General features: G+C 69.7%; 13 protein-coding genes. 5 read left to right on the top strand and 8 right to left on the bottom strand.

Annotated features, from left to right (window positions below; all coding sequences use genetic code 11):
• Positions 1 to 79: 79 nt before the first annotated feature.
• Positions 80 to 730: a hypothetical protein gene (locus AC5P7E_RS04140; RefSeq protein WP_223846457.1), complete on the top strand. Its 651-nt coding sequence runs from the start codon at positions 80 to 82 to the stop codon at positions 728 to 730.
• On the opposite strand, the gene AC5P7E_RS04135 is transcribed toward AC5P7E_RS04140, so the two are convergent.
• Positions 689 to 1,786: a serine hydrolase domain-containing protein gene (locus AC5P7E_RS04135; RefSeq protein WP_114618731.1), complete on the bottom strand. Its 1,098-nt coding sequence runs from the start codon at positions 1,784 to 1,786 to the stop codon at positions 689 to 691. The two genes, AC5P7E_RS04140 and AC5P7E_RS04135, sit on opposite strands and share 42 nt — an antisense overlap.
• Positions 1,787 to 1,977: 191 nt before the next feature.
• On the opposite strand from AC5P7E_RS04135, the gene AC5P7E_RS04130 reads away from it, so the two are divergent.
• Positions 1,978 to 2,364 carry a BlaI/MecI/CopY family transcriptional regulator gene (locus AC5P7E_RS04130; RefSeq protein ID WP_005407516.1) on the top strand — a complete coding sequence of 129 codons (387 nt, stop codon included), beginning with the start codon at positions 1,978 to 1,980 and terminating at the stop codon, positions 2,362 to 2,364.
• Positions 2,365 to 2,367: 3 nt separating this feature from the next.
• Positions 2,368 to 4,356, top strand: a complete 1,989-nt coding sequence (locus AC5P7E_RS04125) for a M56 family metallopeptidase (protein ID WP_114618730.1) — start codon at positions 2,368 to 2,370, stop codon at positions 4,354 to 4,356.
• Between the two features lie 67 nt (positions 4,357 to 4,423).
• Here AC5P7E_RS04125 and AC5P7E_RS04120 read toward each other — a convergent pair whose 3' ends face one another.
• The 3 genes from AC5P7E_RS04120 to AC5P7E_RS04110 all read right to left on the bottom strand — a co-directional run bounded on the left by AC5P7E_RS04120 (position 4,424) and on the right by AC5P7E_RS04110 (position 8,313).
• Entirely contained in the window at positions 4,424 to 4,738 is a 315-nt protein-coding gene (locus AC5P7E_RS04120; protein WP_005407518.1) for an I78 family peptidase inhibitor, read from the bottom strand.
• A 66-nt stretch (positions 4,739 to 4,804) separates the two neighbouring features.
• A complete protein-coding gene (locus AC5P7E_RS04115) occupies positions 4,805 to 5,827 on the bottom strand; it encodes a ribonuclease H-like domain-containing protein (RefSeq protein WP_114618729.1) in 1,023 nt (340 codons plus the stop codon).
• A complete protein-coding gene (locus tag AC5P7E_RS04110; protein ID WP_114618728.1) occupies positions 5,824 to 8,313 on the bottom strand; it encodes a DEAD/DEAH box helicase in 2,490 nt (829 codons plus the stop codon). The genes AC5P7E_RS04115 and AC5P7E_RS04110 overlap by 4 nt, the downstream gene beginning before the upstream one ends.
• Before the next feature lie 211 nt (positions 8,314 to 8,524).
• Here AC5P7E_RS04110 and AC5P7E_RS04105 point away from each other — a divergent pair, with 211 nt between their 5' ends.
• Both AC5P7E_RS04105 and AC5P7E_RS04100 read left to right on the top strand, forming a co-directional pair.
• The gene (locus AC5P7E_RS04105) at positions 8,525 to 9,043 is read left to right on the top strand and encodes a hypothetical protein (RefSeq protein ID WP_024956323.1); all 519 of its coding nucleotides are present in this window, start codon (positions 8,525 to 8,527) and stop codon (positions 9,041 to 9,043) included.
• Between the two features lie 40 nt (positions 9,044 to 9,083).
• Positions 9,084 to 9,758 (top strand): hypothetical protein, encoded by a 675-nt coding sequence (locus tag AC5P7E_RS04100; protein WP_012478708.1) that lies wholly within the window; start codon positions 9,084 to 9,086, stop codon positions 9,756 to 9,758.
• A 60-nt stretch (positions 9,759 to 9,818) separates the two neighbouring features.
• On the opposite strand, the gene AC5P7E_RS04095 is transcribed toward AC5P7E_RS04100, so the two are convergent.
• The 4 genes from AC5P7E_RS04095 to AC5P7E_RS04080 are packed head-to-tail and all read right to left on the bottom strand — an operon-like array spanning position 9,819 to position 15,800.
• Positions 9,819 to 11,627 (bottom strand): amino acid adenylation domain-containing protein, encoded by a 1,809-nt coding sequence (locus AC5P7E_RS04095; protein ID WP_076738892.1) that lies wholly within the window; start codon positions 11,625 to 11,627, stop codon positions 9,819 to 9,821.
• The gene (locus AC5P7E_RS04090; protein ID WP_114618727.1) at positions 11,624 to 13,789 is read right to left on the bottom strand and encodes a hypothetical protein; all 2,166 of its coding nucleotides are present in this window, start codon (positions 13,787 to 13,789) and stop codon (positions 11,624 to 11,626) included. The genes AC5P7E_RS04095 and AC5P7E_RS04090 overlap by 4 nt, the downstream gene beginning before the upstream one ends.
• Positions 13,786 to 14,907 (bottom strand): BatA domain-containing protein, encoded by a 1,122-nt coding sequence (locus tag AC5P7E_RS04085; RefSeq protein ID WP_114618726.1) that lies wholly within the window; start codon positions 14,905 to 14,907, stop codon positions 13,786 to 13,788. The genes AC5P7E_RS04090 and AC5P7E_RS04085 overlap by 4 nt, the downstream gene beginning before the upstream one ends.
• Positions 14,904 to 15,800: a DUF58 domain-containing protein gene (locus AC5P7E_RS04080; protein ID WP_114618725.1), complete on the bottom strand. Its 897-nt coding sequence runs from the start codon at positions 15,798 to 15,800 to the stop codon at positions 14,904 to 14,906. The genes AC5P7E_RS04085 and AC5P7E_RS04080 overlap by 4 nt, the downstream gene beginning before the upstream one ends.

The following is a 15,800-nucleotide window of genomic DNA, read 5'->3' as shown; positions in this document are numbered from 1 at the left end:
CGTGCCGGTCGCACCCGCTGCGAAGCCTGAGGCGAAACCGGAGACCTTGCCTGCGCAGGCAGGACCCACTGAACGCGGATTGCCTGCGTTACCGGAAGCTTCCGGCAGCGCCCATTCCGGCGGCCGCTACGCTGCGCTGCCCGAACCGGCCAGGCGGGTGCTGGCGCAGTTGAAGTGCAACGTGGAGAGTGCCGGCAATGCGCAGGTGCTTTCCATTCCCGCGCAGGGTGGCCAGCAGGATTTCATGGTCACCGATCGCAGCGGACCGCGTTTCCGCTACTGGATGCGCTCGTTCTCCAGCAGTGGCGGTACCACCGGGTATCTCGTGCAGCTGCAGGACTGCCCAGCAACCACCACGGGCATGCGCGCCTACATCGCGCAGGGAGCCGCACCGCTGCAGGATGTCACCGCGTCGTTGCTGGCGCAGGCCGAGCTGCCTGATGCGGCGACGATGACGGCTTACCAGGACAGGGGCGCGGGCGATCTGTTCGCCTTCATCGGGCAGCTGGACAAGGTGCCGGTGGTGCGCTGGGTGGCCGAAGCCGACCCCGAGCAGCCATTGGCCGACGCTGCGCGCAGCTTCGACCATGGCAATGTCATCCACGGCGGTTTCCTGCGCTGGAACCAGGATCACTTCGAAGTGGCCAGGACCGTGCCGGCCGGGCTATGGCCTTGCGATGACAGCCCGCTATTGCCGTGCAGGGGCGACCCGTTCGTGACTGGGCGTTGATGCATCGCGCGCATAGAAATCGGCAATGCGTGGAATGAACTGCTGCGGATTGGCACCGACAAGATTGGTCAGCACCACCACCGCCACGCCGCGCTCGGGATAGACCACGAACGCCGAGCGCGCACCGCCGATACCGGCCACTTGAAGGTCGGGCGATGCGCGCAGTACCGGCCAGCCCCCCGCCCACGGGCCGGCACGGCCATCCGCCAGGCGCTCTGCGCTCCACATCCGCCGCAGGGCGGTCTCCGGCAGCAGGCGACCTTCGGTCAGCGCGACCAGCCAGCGCGCGGTGTCGTCGGCGGTGGTGAGGATGCCGCCACCGGCCCACAGCGAAGGCGGTATGTCGTAGAACCAGTGCGACAGGCGGGACGGTGCATCCGCAGCGTCGGTGGCACGCGGGGCCAGGCTGTACATCGTCGCCGCATCCGGAATCAGGTCGTAGCTGTCGCCGAAGGTGGTGCGGGCCATGCGCGCGCTGCTGAACTGGCCGGTGGCGAGGAAACGTTCGTAGGGCATGCCGGATTGCTTTGCGATGATCCGTGCCAGCAGTACGTAGTTGGTCTGGTTGTAGGCGAAGCGCTGCCCGGGTTCGGCTTCGAGCGGCTGCGCAGTGACGGCCGCCCACGCCTGCGCTTCTGAGCCACCGCCCAGCAGTCCCTTCGCATCAAGGATGTCCGGAAGGCCGGAGGTATGCGCCAGCAGCTGGTGTATGCGTACGTCTCTCCACGCTGGCGGAAGGTCATCCAGGTAGCGCGAGGCCGGTGCGTCCAGATCCAGCTGCCCCTGCTGGGCCAGCTGCGCGGCGGCCACGCCGGTGAACGCCTTGGTGGCCGAATTGAGCGGGAAACGGGTGTCGCGCGAGGCAAGCACACTGTTCTCCACGTTGGCCAGCCCGTAGGCCTCGGACAACACCGTCTGCCCGTCCTTGACCACCGCGATCTGCAATCCCGGGATGCGCTGCTCCAGCATGATCTGGCGGATCAGGCGGCGGGTCTGGTCGTTGGCCTGGTCCTGGCTGGCAGAGACAGCGGCGAAGGGCAGTGCACTGATGAGCATGAGCAGGACTCGGAGCATTGGGCGGGACATGCGGAATTCCAGCGGGGCGTTGCGGATCGGATGCAGCGGGCGGGTCAAAGGTTTAAGCGCTCGGTGGTGCCTACCGTTCGTCGGCCCATGACTTCCGGGGGGTTGACTACAGTTGTCGTCAAGCTGACAGTGACGACACGTGTAGTCAAGGGAGTGGTGTCATGCGTGGCAAGACCATCGGGGACCAGGAACTGGCCCTGCTGCAGTACATCGATGAACATGCGCCGGCCACGGTCGGCGAGGTCGCCAGTGGCTACGGCGAGGCCCGCGGCCTGGCCCGTTCCACCGTGCTGACGATGATGGAGCGGCTGCGGGCGAAGGGGTATCTTCAGCGCCGGCAGCAGGACGGCGTCTACCGCTACCAGGCCACCCGTGGCCCGCAGAGCGTGCTGCAGGGTGCCGTGGCCCAGTTCGTCGACAACACCCTGCAGGGCTCGGTGTCGCCGTTCGTGGCCTACCTGTCGCAGCGCCAGCAGGTCAGCGACAACGAACTGGCCGAGCTGGAAGCGCTGGTCGCCCAACTCCAATCGCGTCGCCACGAGGGCTGAGCCATGGACACCACGATGCTGATCCCGATGCTGGAACGGTTGGGCTGGACCAGCCTGCAGACCGTGCTGCTGGTGGCGCTGGTGTACGGCCTGTGCCGCGCGCTGCCGTCGCTGTCGGCGGCGACCCGCTGCCGCCTGTGGTGGCTGGTCTCGCTGCAGGCCGTGCTCGGCCTGTTCTGGAGCCAGCCGTTGCAGTTGGCCTGGCTGCCGGCGCCGCAGGCGGTGGCGATGACCGCGACCGACGTGGCCGCTGACATCGTCTACCCGCTGGCCCCGGAGGCCTCTGCGCAGTTGCTGGCCGCGATGCCGCTGCCCACGGCCGAAGTACCGGCAGTTGCATGGTGGGCAGTCGCACTGTCCGCGCTGTGGCTGTCCGGCGTGCTGGTGATGGCGCTGCGCACCTTCGGTGAGTGGCGCCGCTGCCGCGCACTGCTGGCTGCGGCGTATCCCTGCGAGGACGAGGCGCTGGTGCAGGCCCTGCAGCTGGCCTCCGATGCCCACGGCGTGCGCCGTGCGCCGCGGCTGTGGATGAGCACGCAGGTGGACGCACCGCAGCTGGTCGGGCCGTTCCGGCCGGTGCTGCTGCTGCCGGCCGGCGACAACGTCCTGCAGGGCGATGCGCTGGACCTGGCACTGACCCACGAACTGCAGCACCTGCAGCGCCGTGACCTGCAATGGGGCCTGTTGCCCGCGCTGGCCCAGCACCTGTTCTTCTTCCACCCGCTGCTGCGCCTGTCGGTGCGCGAATACGCGCAGGCCCGCGAGGAAGCCGTGGACGCGGCGGTGGTCGGCCAGCATGGCGCCAGCCGCCAGGCCTATGGCCGCCTGTTGCTGCAGCTGGGCGTGGCCCCGCAGCCGCATCTGGGCGTGGCCAGCGCCGCACCGAGCACCACCAGCCTCAAGCGTCGCCTGCTTTCGCTGCAGTCGCATCGGTCCTGCCCGCGTCTGCTGGCGGTGGCGCTGACCGCTGTGGTGGTGGTGGTGGGCGTGGCACCGATGCGGCTGGTCGCAGCGCCGGTGCCGCCGGCCCCGCCCGCACCTCCGGCCGCCCCGAAGGCCGTGGTGCCGCCCCCGCCGAAGGCTCCGGAAGCCCCGCCCGCACCAGCCTCGGCCGCGCGCGTTCCGGCCGAGCCGGTGGCTCCCGCACCGCCCGCAGAACCGGCCGATATGGAAGAACCCTCCGGTCCTGACGATGCCGATGTGGCCGATGTCGACGATGCCGCTGGCATGGATGAGGACCATGACGGCACGACCACCACCTCCTCCATCACGACCTACGGTCGCCTCGATCTGGGCAAGTCGCCCCGGGAGGCCTTCGTGCTGGTCGATGGTGATTCGACCTTCGCCAACGGCGGCATGGACGACGTGATGGTGGCCCGCAGGCAGCTCGGCAAGGGCCCGGCGCTGTGGTTCCGCCAGGGCGACAAGCGCTATGTGGTGCGCGACCCGATGTTGATCCAGTCGCTGCAGCGCGCCTATGCCGGTGCGGCGGACCTTGGTCGCCAGCAGAGCGAACTGGGCCGCCAGCAGAGTGCGCTGGGCCGCCAGCAGGGCGACCTGGGCAAGCAGATGGGTGAGATGGGGCGTCTGCAGGGTGAAGAGGCGCGCCGCCTGGCACTGGCCGCAGCGGAGGCCGCGCGCAGTGCGATGGCCGCGCATGACATCAATCGCGAAGCGGCGGCCGAAGCGGCGAAGGCGGCGCGGGGCGCGACCAACGACGCGGCGGTTGCACGTGAGGCCGCACGTGAGGCTGCCGCCGAGGCGCGTCGTGCGATGCAGGAAGTGGACAACGAAACCGCGCGTGCCAGCCGCACCCGCGCCATGCAGCGTCTGGCCAGCCAGCAGTCTGAACTGGCCAGCCGCCAGGCGGCGCTGGGCAGCCAACAGGCCGCGTTGGGCGAGCGCCAGGCACGCGTGCATGCGCAGGCATCGCAGCAGGCGCAGCAGGTGATCGCGCGCGCACTGGCCAGTGGCAAGGCCGAGCGACTCTGATCGGTAGTGCCGGCCGCTGGCCGGCAATGGGGGGTGCCGGCAAGCGGCCGGCACTACCCTGGGAACATCAACCGCAGCTGGCGCGCTCGATGCGGTTCTGCGCATCCACCTGCACGGTCACGCGGTCCTGGCGGAAGTCCATGGTCACCGCCATGCCCGGCTTGACCACCCGAGCATTGCGCGCACCGCTGTCAGCCACCAGTTTCTTGATCGTGGCTTCGTCGGCGGTCCTGCCGGTGAAGGCGTCCAGCGCCTCCGGTTTGCATTCGTGCGCGGCATCGGCCACGGGCGCTGGCGCGGGATCACGGGAGGTGCTGCTGCCGGCATGACTGCAGGCGGCCAAGGGCAGGATGGCGAGCAGGACCAGGGGATTGAGGCGCATCGTCGGGCTCCAGGCGTGGATGGTGGCGGCAGTGTCACCGCTGCCACCGTCAGGCCGCGTCAAGGCCTATTGACCGACCAGCGCCAGCGTCTCGCGCTCGCGCTGCTCCTCGTGCACCAGCCGTTGCAGCAGCAGGGCCAGGGTCACCACGTCCTGATGGTTGTGGTCGGCCACCCGGCGCAGGTTCACCGCGTCGCCGCCGCGCAGGAAGCGCAGCCATGCGCCCGGCGCTTCCGAGCCGGGCAGGTCGTCCTCGCGCACCACGCGCAGCAGCTGGCGCTCGATGGTGGACAGCCTGCAGTTCTCCCAGGTGCCGCGATAGCGGCGACGGGTGGGGTAGAGCAGGTCCACATGGTCCAGCGCGGTGATCGGATCGCGTTGGCGCGCCAGCCGGTAGCGCGCCTTCAGCAGCGGCGCATCGTAGCTGCGGCCGTTGTAGCTGCAGAACACGGTGGAGGGCTGCAGCCAGCTGGCGAAGGTGGCCAGCATCGCGTCCTCGGCGGCCATGGCCGACATCAACAATTGGCGGATGCGCAGGCCTTGGCCACGTTGCGGGCACACGTGCCAGTCGGCGGCGCCGATCATGAAGGCACGCGTGCCGGTGCCACCGGCCAGGCCGGTGGTCTCGGTATCGAAGAACAGCAGGTCGCGCGCAGCTACGTGCTGGTCCTCGCGCTTGGCGAAGGCCAATGACAGCGGGGCGGTCGGGATTGGTTGCGGCTGCAGCGATTCGATCAGGAACAGGCCCGGCGCGATCTCCTCGCCGGGTAGCTGACGATCCTGCGCGCTGGCGCGCGCCGGCGCGGCTCCACCGCGCGAACGCAGGCCGAGCAGGCGATGCAGACCGCCCACTTCCGGCCGACGCAGCGGTGCGGGTGCCGGTGTGGAGACCGCAGCGCCGGTCGGCTTGTGGCGGATCTCCTGTTCGACCCAGGCGAACACCGAACGTTCGGCCGGTGGTTGCCGCGCATCGTTCGCGGCCACGGGCGCCGGTGGCGCAGGGGGCACGTCCGGCGCGGCCGGTGTGCTCGCCTTCGTGTCGCCGGCCTGCCTGCGCAGCAGGCGCAGCTTGTCCAGGCTCAGGCTCACGGTGCCAGCAGCTCCATCGGGTCGCGCGAGGTCACCACCACGTCGGGCACGTGCTGGCAGGCGTCGGCATCGAACAGGTCGAGCACGCGCAGCGCCAGCGCGCGCGGCGAAGTCTCATCGTCTTCCTGCGCGGCCAGCACCGGGCCCACGCAGGCCGGGCAGCCGGCCCTGCAGTCGCAGCGCTGCACCAGTTCGCGCGCGCGCTGCACCAGTTCGGCCTGGCGCTGCCACAGCGGTTCGCTGAGGCCGACGCCGCCGGGGAAGTTGTCGTACAGGTAAACGGTGGGCACGAACTCCTGCAGCAGCTCCACCCCACCGGGATCGCCCTCGCTGCCGCGCAGCTGGCCGCGGCCGCTCTGGTCGGCGATCGCGAACCAGGAACCATCGCCGTTGCCCACCGACTTCTGCAGGTCGCGCGCATCGGCCATCACCGCCACGGTGGCGACGATGTGCAGTGCATACGCGGCGCCGAGAAAGCCATCCAGCGCATCCTGCTTGCTGGCGAACGCGCGCAGCAGCAGCGCCTGCGGCAGCTGCCACCACACCGCAGTGGTGTGCAGTTCCTGGTCGGGCAGGTTCACCGGTCCGTAGCCGATGTTCTCGTGGGTGTAATAGCGGATCTTCTTGTAGCCGGCCACGCGGCGCACCACGTGCACTTCGCCATGATGCGAATCGCCACGGCCGGCCACGCCGCCATCGAAACGGTCCAGCACCTTGAGCTTGGTGAAGTCGATGCTGTCGGTGTAGTAGTCCACGTGGGTGCGGGTGACGTAGGCCTTGCGCCCCTCCCAGTCCAGCGTCTCCACCTGGTACGGCGTGGACTGCACCATGTGGATGGCGCCCTCGTACAGAGTGAGCGCGGCGGCGGAGTAATCGACCTCGGCGATGATCTGCTGGCGGCCATCGCTGCGGTCGACCACCACGAAGTTGCCGTCGGCCACCGCACGCAGGCTGACCGCGTTGGCCGGATAGCTGTCGGCGATCCATTCCCAGCGCTCGCCTTCGCGGTGGATCACTTCTGTCTCTGCCAGCGCTTCCAGGAATACCTCCGGATCGATCGGGCCGAAGCCATCGCCGACCCGGAACGGCAGTTCGAAGGCCGCGCAGCGGATATGGTCGAACAGGATCAGCGGCTGGTCCGGCGCGATGCGCGCGTGCTCGGGCGAGGCCTCGGCGAAGAAGTCCGGGTGGCGAACCACATACTGGTCCAGCGGCTGCGAGCTGGCCACCATCACTCCCAGTGCGGGTTGCTGGCGGCGGCCGGCGCGGCCGAAGCGCTGCCAGGTGGCGGCCACGCTGCCGGGGTAGCCGTTGAGGATGACCACGTCCAGACTGCCGATATCCACGCCCAGTTCCAGTGCCGACGTGCTGACGATGCCGTCGATGTTGCCGGCACGCATCGCGCGCTCGGTCTCGCGCCGCTCGGTGGGCAGGTAGCCACCGCGGTAGGCGCGGATGCGCGGCGGTTTGCGCGGGTCGTGGTCGAAGATGTCCTTCAGGTACTTGGTCAGCACTTCCACCATCAAACGTGTCTGCGCGAACACCAGGGTCTTCAGCCCGGACTTGATCGCGATGCGCGCGATGCGGTTGCTCTGTGAGCGCGCCGAGGCGCGCAGGCCCAGGTCCGGATTGATCACCGGCGGGTTCCACAGCAGCACCTGTTTCGGCCCGCTGGGCGCACCGGATTCAGTGATGGCAGTCACCGGGGCCTCGATCAGCGCCTCGGCATGCGCCTGTGGGTTGCCGATGGTGGCCGAGCACAGGATGAACTGCGGTTGCACGCCGTAGAACGCGCAGATGCGCTTGAGCCGGCGCAGCACGTTGGTGACGTGGCTGCCGAACACGCCGCGGTAGGTGTGTACCTCGTCGATGACGACGTAGCGCAGGTTCTCGAAGAACTGCGCCCACTTGGTGTGATGCGGCAGGATGGCCTGGTGCAGCATGTCCGGGTTGGACACCACGATGTCGCCATGCAGGCGGATGGCCTGTCGTGCATCGCCGGGCGTGTCGCCATCGAAGGTGAAGGCCTTTACGCCCAGATCGCCGGCGCGGTTGAGTTCCAGCAGCTCGGCCACCTGGTCCTGGGCCAGTGCCTTGGTCGGGAACAGGTACAGCGCCTTGGCCTTGTCCTGCATTGCCGCGCTGACCACCGGCAGGGTGTAGCACAGCGACTTGCCGCTGGCGGTGGGGGTGACGATGGCCACGTGCTCGCCGCGCTGGCTGGCCTCCCAGGCTTCGGCCTGGTGGCTGTAGAGCTGTTCGATGCCACGCGCCTTCAGCGCAGCGGCCAGGGCAGGCGGAACTGAATCGGGAATGGGCGCATAACGGCCTTCGCGGCCGGGAATGGCAAAGCTGCCGGTGATGCGGTCCTGGTAGCGGCGCTGCAGGCGCGCGCTGAGCAGGGCGCCGTCGCGGGCGGGCAGGCCGTCGCGCGTGGCGAGCTTCTGCTCGGCATCGGCGGTGCGCTTGGCGAGTTCGTAGGCCATGGAAGATGGAGCCGGGACGGATTGCGAGGGGTCACATGGCACCACACTCACGTCTCAGGATGTGAGACACCGCACACGGAGGGCGTGAACCGTTCAGTGCCGGCGTCCCGTGGCGTCGCCGCATCTCCCCTGGCTGAACAGCTGCCAGTGCAGCAACGAAATCTGAAGCCGGCATCCGTATCCTTGGGCGCTGGACGCAACCAACAGGTGGATGGCTGTGGCACGACGTGGAACGCAGGGAGCCCTCCTGGCCGGCATGCTGCTGGCCGGCATCGCGCAGGCGCAGCAGGCCGCGCCGGTGGCGGTGCCCGATCCGGCGCCCGTTCCCCCGGTGGATGCTTCGGCGGCAACCACCGCACCGATCTCCACCGCTCTGCCGCAGGACAACGTCACCACCCTCGGCGAAGTGCGTGCGCTCAAGCCGGAAGACGAGCCGCTGGATCTCTACCGCTTCAAGAACCCGGTGAAGTTCGGCGACAACCGCTTCAGCCGTGACTGGAGCGAACCGCCATCGCCGGAGCAGGTGAGCATGGGCGGCGGCTACATCATGATGGGCGTGGTCAAGGGTGTGATGGCGGCGGCCAAGGGAATCAACAAACTCACCGGCGGGCCTTCGCAGATCCAGGCCGCGGTGGCGCGGCCACCGCCGGAGCTGAGTGCCGAACAGCAGCAGCGTGCGCTGCGGTTCTCCCAGGAGCAAGGTGCGGGTGATGCGTCGCCGGTGAAGTAGGCCGGTATATCCTGCCGGCTTCCCCATCGGTGCCATCGCCATGTCCCTGCGTTCGTTCTGCCTGCTGGCCGCGTTGCTGCCGGCCTCCGCCTTCGCTTCCGGCATCGCCGATGACGGCGCCTGCCGCAATGGCGCGTTCCCGTCCGAACAGAGCCGGTTCGCACTGGCACGGGTGGTCGATGCTCCGCGCCTGTACCTGCTTGGCGACATGGACGGCTGCCCGGCCAAGGGCGAACCGGCCTGCCGACAGCGCAGCTATGTGGTCAACGGCGATACGGTGGTGACCGGGCGCGACCTGGGCGCTTATCGCTGCGCGTTCTTCCCGAACAGGGTGGGTGGCAGTGCCGGCTGGGTGGACCGCAGCAAGCTGCAGCCATTGCCGGTGGCCGTGCCGTCGCTGCAGGACTGGGCGGGCAACTGGAAGGACGGCGACAACGGCCTGCGCATCACCGTGCAGGGTGGGCAACTGCATGTGGAGGGGGACGCCTACTGGCCCTCCGCCAACCCCACGCCGGAGCAGCGTCCCTACGGACCGAACATGGGCCAGGTGGAAGCGCGCGCCGCGCCGCGCGGTGCCGACGTCGAGTTCGTCGAGGATACCTGCAAGGTACGCGTGCATTCGCTGGGCGAGGTGCTGATCGTGGCCGACAACAGCGAATGCGGTGGCATGAACGTGCGCTTTAACGGCGTGTACCGGCGCGCGGGCTCGCGTTGAAGAACGCCTGACGGAGGGGGTCAGAGCCCTTTCGCGGGCGAAAGGGATCCGACCCCGGGGTCAGCGCCGCCGTTCCAGCCACCACAGCAGCGATGCGCACAACACGAACGCCAGCCACCACGGCCAGCGTGAGCCCGGCACGGGCTGCATCACCGACGCGTTCGCCGACGTGCTGGAGGCCAACGCCTGCGTGGTCGCATCGATCATCGCCTGCCGATGCAGTGCAGGTGCGTCCTTCGGGTCGAATGCATAGCGCCAGACGATACTGTCGCCATGCCGCAGGCGCTGCCAGCCTGCCTCACGGGGCCACCAGCCGGCGCAGCGCAGCGCCGACGTTGCACCATCGGCGATCAGCGGCACGCTGTCGCCACGCGGGTTGAAGGCCTGCAGCGGCGCCTGCACGCCGCACAGCGCCTGCCGTTCGCCTGCCCAGCTGATCGGCTGTGGTGACCACAGCGCATCACCGCTGCCCTGCGCGCGTGCCAGCGTGGCAACCACGTCGCTCCACAGTTCGCCGTGGCGGTCATCGCGGCCTGCCAGCACCCAGCGCCAGCTGTCGGTCAGCGGCAGCAGGCCGATGCGGCCCTTGCCGACCGCGCGCCAGCCGCCGACGGTCTGGCCGCCCCGATCGTGCAGCAGCGCGTTGCTGCCCGGCGCCTGCAACGCCAGTGCTTCCAGCGAAGGCAGCGCGGCACTGTGCGAGCTGCGGTCGGCCTCTTCGCCGTAGCCGGTCGGCAATGTGCCAGCGGCGAGCGGGCCACGGCGTGCGGCGAGGACCGCGCTTTCGCCATCGCCGGGAAGTTCGAGGGAGTGGCTGCTGCCATCACCCTGCACTGGCAGGCCCAGATCGCGAAGGCGTTGCCGCGCGCTGGCCGAAGGTGCGCCCGCACTGCGCACCAGCACGCCCAGTCCATCGCGCAGCGCCTGGCGCACGGCGGCCAGCTGGCCCGCACTCAATGCCGCCAGGCTGCGCTCGTCCAGCAGCAACAGATCGCTGCGCGTGAGCGATGCTGCATCGATCGACACCGCGCCATCGCCGATGCTGAGTCCGGCCCCGGTATCCGCCAGCACCTGCACACGGATGCCTGCATCGGCTGCCCAGCGCCGCAGGTACTTCAGCTCTGGACCCGGCGCGCCGGCGCGCACCAGCAGGCGCAGCGGTGCGGACGGCAGGGTCTGCTGCGGCACCGGTACGCTGTCCACCACATGGCCGTCGGCATCGAGCAGGCGCAGCTGGAACACGCTGCGGCCTTCGGCGCGGGCGACACCACTCAGCTGCACGCGGCCGTCGTCGGCAACCTCCGTGCGATCGACCACGCTGTCGGCCGGGTCGAGCAGTTCGGCCTTCGCCTTGGCCGCGCCACGCGCCTGTGCCTGCACGTCGAAGCGGGCACCGGGTGCGACATCGGCCGGCGGCTGCAGCGCGATCCAGCCGCGCGGCTCCGGTGCAGCCTGCCAATGCACATCCGGCGGCAGCACCGCGTCGCGGTCACGTGCGACCAAGCCCGCACCGACCAGCGTCAGCGTGGCGGCCGGATGCTGGCGCAGCGCGGTGGCCAGGTCGGGTACGCGCTGTGCGCCGGGCACATCGGCAGCTTCCGGCAACAGCAACAGCGGGCCTTCGCTGGCCGGGAGTGCGCCGGCCTTGCCCGCATCGACGCCAAGCACGACCAGCCCCCCTGCGGGCTGCTGGCGGGTGGGGGGCGCCAGGCAGAAATACAGCAGCGTGGCGACGATGATCTGCAGTGCGATCACGACCCACCGGCGGCCGGGGTGCGCAGTGTCCGCACGCAGCTGGCGCACGCTGGCGATGACCACGATCAGGGCGAGTGCCGGTGCAATCCACAGGTTCACAGCGGAGGCATTCATGGCTGCGCCTCCAGCGCGTCGAGGTAGCGCTGGCCCATCGCATCGGCGGCACTGCGCCGCATCGCCTGTGGCAGCGGACGCTGCAGCGCCCGCCACAACTGTGCGCGCAGGCGCTGGCGGCAGTCGCCGCAGTCGGGCTCGATGCGCAGCTGCTCGATGGCCGCAGCCAGATCGAGTGCATCGGGCAGGTAGGCGGCGTTGCGCTGCTGCCAGGCCGCCAGCGCATCGAGATCCGGTGCGCCGTTGTCATCACCGAGGCGTTGCCAGGCTTCAACGATGGCCGGGTCCGGCGGGGTTCGCGCGGCCAACGGCAGTTCACGACTGGCCAGTCCGGCGCGATCACCGCCCAGCCGGCGGCTTTCATCGATGGGTGGCAGCTCCGGCCCGACCCGGGCCAGGTAGATGCGCTCGGCCTGCTGCACCTGCTTGATGAAGCCCAGCGCCTTGTAGGCAAATGGCAGCGCCTGCTCCGGGCGGCCCTGGCGCAGCTCGCCTTCGGCCGACCACATCTGATCCAGCGCGGCCTTCAACGTGGCGCGGGTCTGCGGATCGAGCAGGGTGGTCGCCTCGGCGTGGTCATGTGTGTGCCCGTATTCGGAAAGCACGTCGGTCTCGCTGCCGAACACCGGCGGGATATCTGCGTTGGCTGTACTGCCATGATCGTGGCCATGGTCGTCTTGCGCGCCGGCCTGCGCGCCATGGTCGTGTTCGTGATCGTCGTTGTGGCCGTCTGCGGTCGGCGCATCGCTGGTGGGCAGGTCGCTGGTCGGCGGCGGTTTCGGCGCACCTTCGCTTTCCTCGCCCAGGAACTGGCCGTAGCGCAGACGCAGGATGCGCTGGTCGACACCGATCGCATCGCTGCGCTTCACGAAGTCCTCGGCGGCCAGGCTGCGTCGCTGCCGGATCAGCGCTTCGGCATCGATGATGATCTGCCGTTGGCTGCGGAAGTACGCAGGCAGGGTCTTCTTGATGCGGCCCTCGAGCTCCGCACCGAGCGCGACTTCAGCACTGGGCAGGCGCAGGATCACGCTGCTGCTGCGCCCGGTCTGCGGCATGGGCGCATGATTGTCGCGCACTTCCAGCTGGGCGATCACATCGTTGCCGGGCTGCGCGCCCAGCGCAGCCAGATCAAGGGTGTGGGCGAAACGTCGCGCGGTGGCTTCGCCGCTGCCGGCAAGCGTGACGCTGCGCTTCACGAAGGTGATGTTCTCACCGCTGCCCTGGGTGGTGGTGATCGACAGCGTTGCCTGCGCCGCGACACCGTAATCGTCGCTGGCCTCGAAGCGCAGTGCCCACTGCCGTTGCCCCGGCGTGCCCAGCACCAGGCTGGCCGTGGGCTCCAGTACGCGCACGCTGGGTGCACGGTCGGCCACCACATCCAGCCGATGCAGGCGGGTCTCTGCCAGTGCCGGTTCGCTCACCACGCGGTACAGCAGCGGCATACGTGCCACATCCTGCGCCTGCCATTGTCCTTCGCGCTCGCTCAGTGGCAACCGGCGACCATCGTGGAACTGCAGCCATGCCCTGTCCGGGGCGCGGTCGAAGCGCAGGGACCAGGACAGCCGGCTGTCGGCGGCAACCTTCGCATCCAGCGCATTCTGGGTGAGCGTGGCCTGGCCGGTATAGGCCGGCGCGTCGATGCGCAGGCGGGTGGACTGCAGGCGCAGCGGGGCCGCAGCAGCAGCGCTGCCAGGCGCCGGCGTGCGGACAGGCACGGAGCCGGGACTGGAACGTGGCCAGCCGAATGCCAGCACAACAATGGCCAGGCCTGCGATCCAGCACAGCGCCAATGCCCCACGCGGCCAGCGTGGACGCAGCTCCGGCATCGCGCATTCCAGCATGGCCAGCACATGCGTGCGCTGGCGCTGCTGCAGCGGATTGAGCGTGGCGGCATCGGCGAACAGCAGATCGGCACTGTCCTCGCTGGCACCGCTGCCATCGAGCTGGCGCTGCAGCCACTGCCGGTCAAGCTGGCGGGCACGCGCAGTGGCGAAGACCGCGCAGGCGAGCAGACTGACCGTGCCGACGACGCAGGCGATATCGAAGCCTGCAAGACGCAGGGCCAGCACCGTGGCGGCCAGCGCCCATGGCAGGCCCAACAGCAGGGTGATGAGCGCACGGCGGCGGCGTGCGCGTTGCCAGGCGTGCTGCAGGGTGTTCATGCGGCCACCCTGCGCCGGGCGCTGCTGGCCATCCAGCGTTCCAGCGCGAACAGCAGCACGACGGCCAGCAACAGCCAAGGCGTGGGCTCACGCAGCGGTGGTGTTGCAGCAGGCAATGCGGTCCGCTGCGGTGCCTGGTCACGTGCATCGCCCAGGCGCGGGGCCGTAGGCGGCTGCAGCGCCAGCAGCAGGGCACGTGGCAGGCGCGGATCGCGCAGCGCAGGGTTGCTGGCGGCATCCCAGCCACCCGGCAGCGCCAGCAGATAGCCGTGGCCGATGCGTTGCTGCCACAGCAGCGGTGCGCCCTCGGCATCGCGCAGCAGGATGCTGGCGCTGGCAGCAGGCTTGCCGGCAGTCAAGACACGACCGCCGCCGCGCAGCCACGCCTGCCAGTTCGCCGGCAGTGCATCGCTGCGGCTCCACACGCCGATCTCACCGCGCTCCGGCAGGGCATCCGCCGGCAGCGGAGCAAGCGGTGCCTGCACGCCCCACGCGCGCTGCAGTGCGTTCAACCAGCGCTGGGCAGTGGCCGAAGCATCGCTGTGCACGCGCAGGCGCGGCGACGTCGCGGCACTCGGCTGCGCAGTGACCGGCATCGGCTGCGTGTGCCATTGCACGTCGCGCGACAGCTGCAGGCGGGCCCCATCCAAGCTGGGCAGGGGATCGGGAACGTGCACGGTCAATGCGGTGCCAACGGGCAGCTGCGCGTCCAGTTCGCGCAACAGGCTGGGCAGGGGGGCGGTTGATGCAGGTGGCGCCTGATCGATGCCGGGGAAGCCGGGTGCCAGCCAGTGCCAGTTGCGATCCTCGGCCGTTCCACGCAGGGCCGTAGCATCCAGTCCCGGCGCTACCACGGTCCATGCAGCGGGAGGCGCCGTCGGGCCAGTCAACGCAGGTCGTGCCAGCAGCAGGGCCAGCGCGGCCAGCAACAGCAGGCGCACCAGCAGCAACGGCCAGTCATCGAAGCGGATGCGCTGGCGCGGCCGGATCTGCGCGCGCAGCCAGCGCAGCGCGGCGAAATCCAGTGGCGTGTAGGGATGGCGGCGGGCCAGGTGGATCAGCAGCGGCAGCAACCCTGCAGCGAGCGCGGCCAGGCCGAGCGGGAACAGCAGGGTCATGCATCGCCCCCACGGCCAAACAGCGCCTGCAGCGCCTGGTCCAGCGGCTGGTCGAGCCAGCCGGTGGCACTGGCAATCCCATTGGCCTGCAGGCGCGCATGCAATGCGCTGCGTGCGTCGACGAAGCGCTGCAGGTAGTCAGCGCGGATCGCCGCGCCATCGCCCAGCAGTTCCTCGCCGGTCTCCGGGTCGCGGAAGCGGTGGCCGGCGTCGAACGGGAAGTCGCGCTCGTCGGCGGTGAGGATCTGCAGCAGTGCCACTTCGCGGCGCGCGCTGGCCAGTTGTTCCAGCAGCACGATGCCGGCGTCGTCGAAGCCATCACCGATTGCCAGCAGCAGGTCGCCCGGGCGCACGCGCTCCCACAGCGGGCGCAGGCGATCGGCCGCAGGCCAGGCGCCGCGCGCCTGCAGGGCGTGCAGTTGCAGATGCACGCGATCACGCTGGCGCGCGCCGTTCGCCGCGGGGACCAGCTGCAGGCCATCGCCATTGATCGCCAGCAGGCCGAAACGGTCACCCTGCTGCAAGGCCAGCTCAATCACGCACGCGGCCACGCCGCGCATATGGTCCAGACGCGAGTGCTGCGGTGCCGCGCGATCCGCCTGGCCGGCCGAGGCGGTGGCATCGAGCAGCAGCCAGACCGTGATCGGGCTTTCGCGTTCGGACTCGCGCACGAAGAAGCGGTCCGAGCGTGCATACAGCTTCCAGTCGATCTGGCGGAGTTCGTCACCAGGCTCATAGGCACGGTACTGGGCGAATTCGAGGCCGGCACCGCGGCTGCGGCTGGCGTGCTGGCCGATGCCACTGGCACCGCTGGCCAGGCGCGGCCGCAGCCGCAACATGCGCAGGCGCGCACGCAGTTCGGGCGGCAGGGTCAACGGCGTACCTGCGTTCAC

The sequence above is a fragment of the Stenotrophomonas sp. YJH_SMC_25 genome (genome assembly GCF_059369595.1).
The sequence above is the reverse complement of the archived record's forward strand: the minus strand, read 5'-3'. Positions and strand labels throughout refer to the sequence as shown.

What these genes read in the sequence shown, in the direction of transcription:
- AC5P7E_RS04135 (WP_114618731.1), bottom strand. Translation starts at nt 1,786, where the DNA reads ATGCTCATCAGTGCACTGCCCTTCGCCGCTGTCTCTGCCAGCCAGGAC.
- AC5P7E_RS04130 (WP_005407516.1), top strand. Translation starts at nt 1,978, where the DNA reads ATGCGTGGCAAGACCATCGGGGACCAGGAACTGGCCCTGCTGCAGTAC.
- AC5P7E_RS04125 (WP_114618730.1), top strand. Translation starts at nt 2,368, where the DNA reads ATGGACACCACGATGCTGATCCCGATGCTGGAACGGTTGGGCTGGACC.
- AC5P7E_RS04120 (WP_005407518.1), bottom strand. Translation starts at nt 4,738, where the DNA reads ATGCGCCTCAATCCCCTGGTCCTGCTCGCCATCCTGCCCTTGGCCGCC.
- AC5P7E_RS04110 (WP_114618728.1), bottom strand. Translation starts at nt 8,313, where the DNA reads ATGGCCTACGAACTCGCCAAGCGCACCGCCGATGCCGAGCAGAAGCTC.
- AC5P7E_RS04105 (WP_024956323.1), top strand. Translation starts at nt 8,525, where the DNA reads ATGGCTGTGGCACGACGTGGAACGCAGGGAGCCCTCCTGGCCGGCATG.
- AC5P7E_RS04100 (WP_012478708.1), top strand. Translation starts at nt 9,084, where the DNA reads ATGTCCCTGCGTTCGTTCTGCCTGCTGGCCGCGTTGCTGCCGGCCTCC.
- AC5P7E_RS04095 (WP_076738892.1), bottom strand. Translation starts at nt 11,627, where the DNA reads ATGAATGCCTCCGCTGTGAACCTGTGGATTGCACCGGCACTCGCCCTG.
- AC5P7E_RS04090 (WP_114618727.1), bottom strand. Translation starts at nt 13,789, where the DNA reads ATGAACACCCTGCAGCACGCCTGGCAACGCGCACGCCGCCGCCGTGCG.
- AC5P7E_RS04085 (WP_114618726.1), bottom strand. Translation starts at nt 14,907, where the DNA reads ATGACCCTGCTGTTCCCGCTCGGCCTGGCCGCGCTCGCTGCAGGGTTG.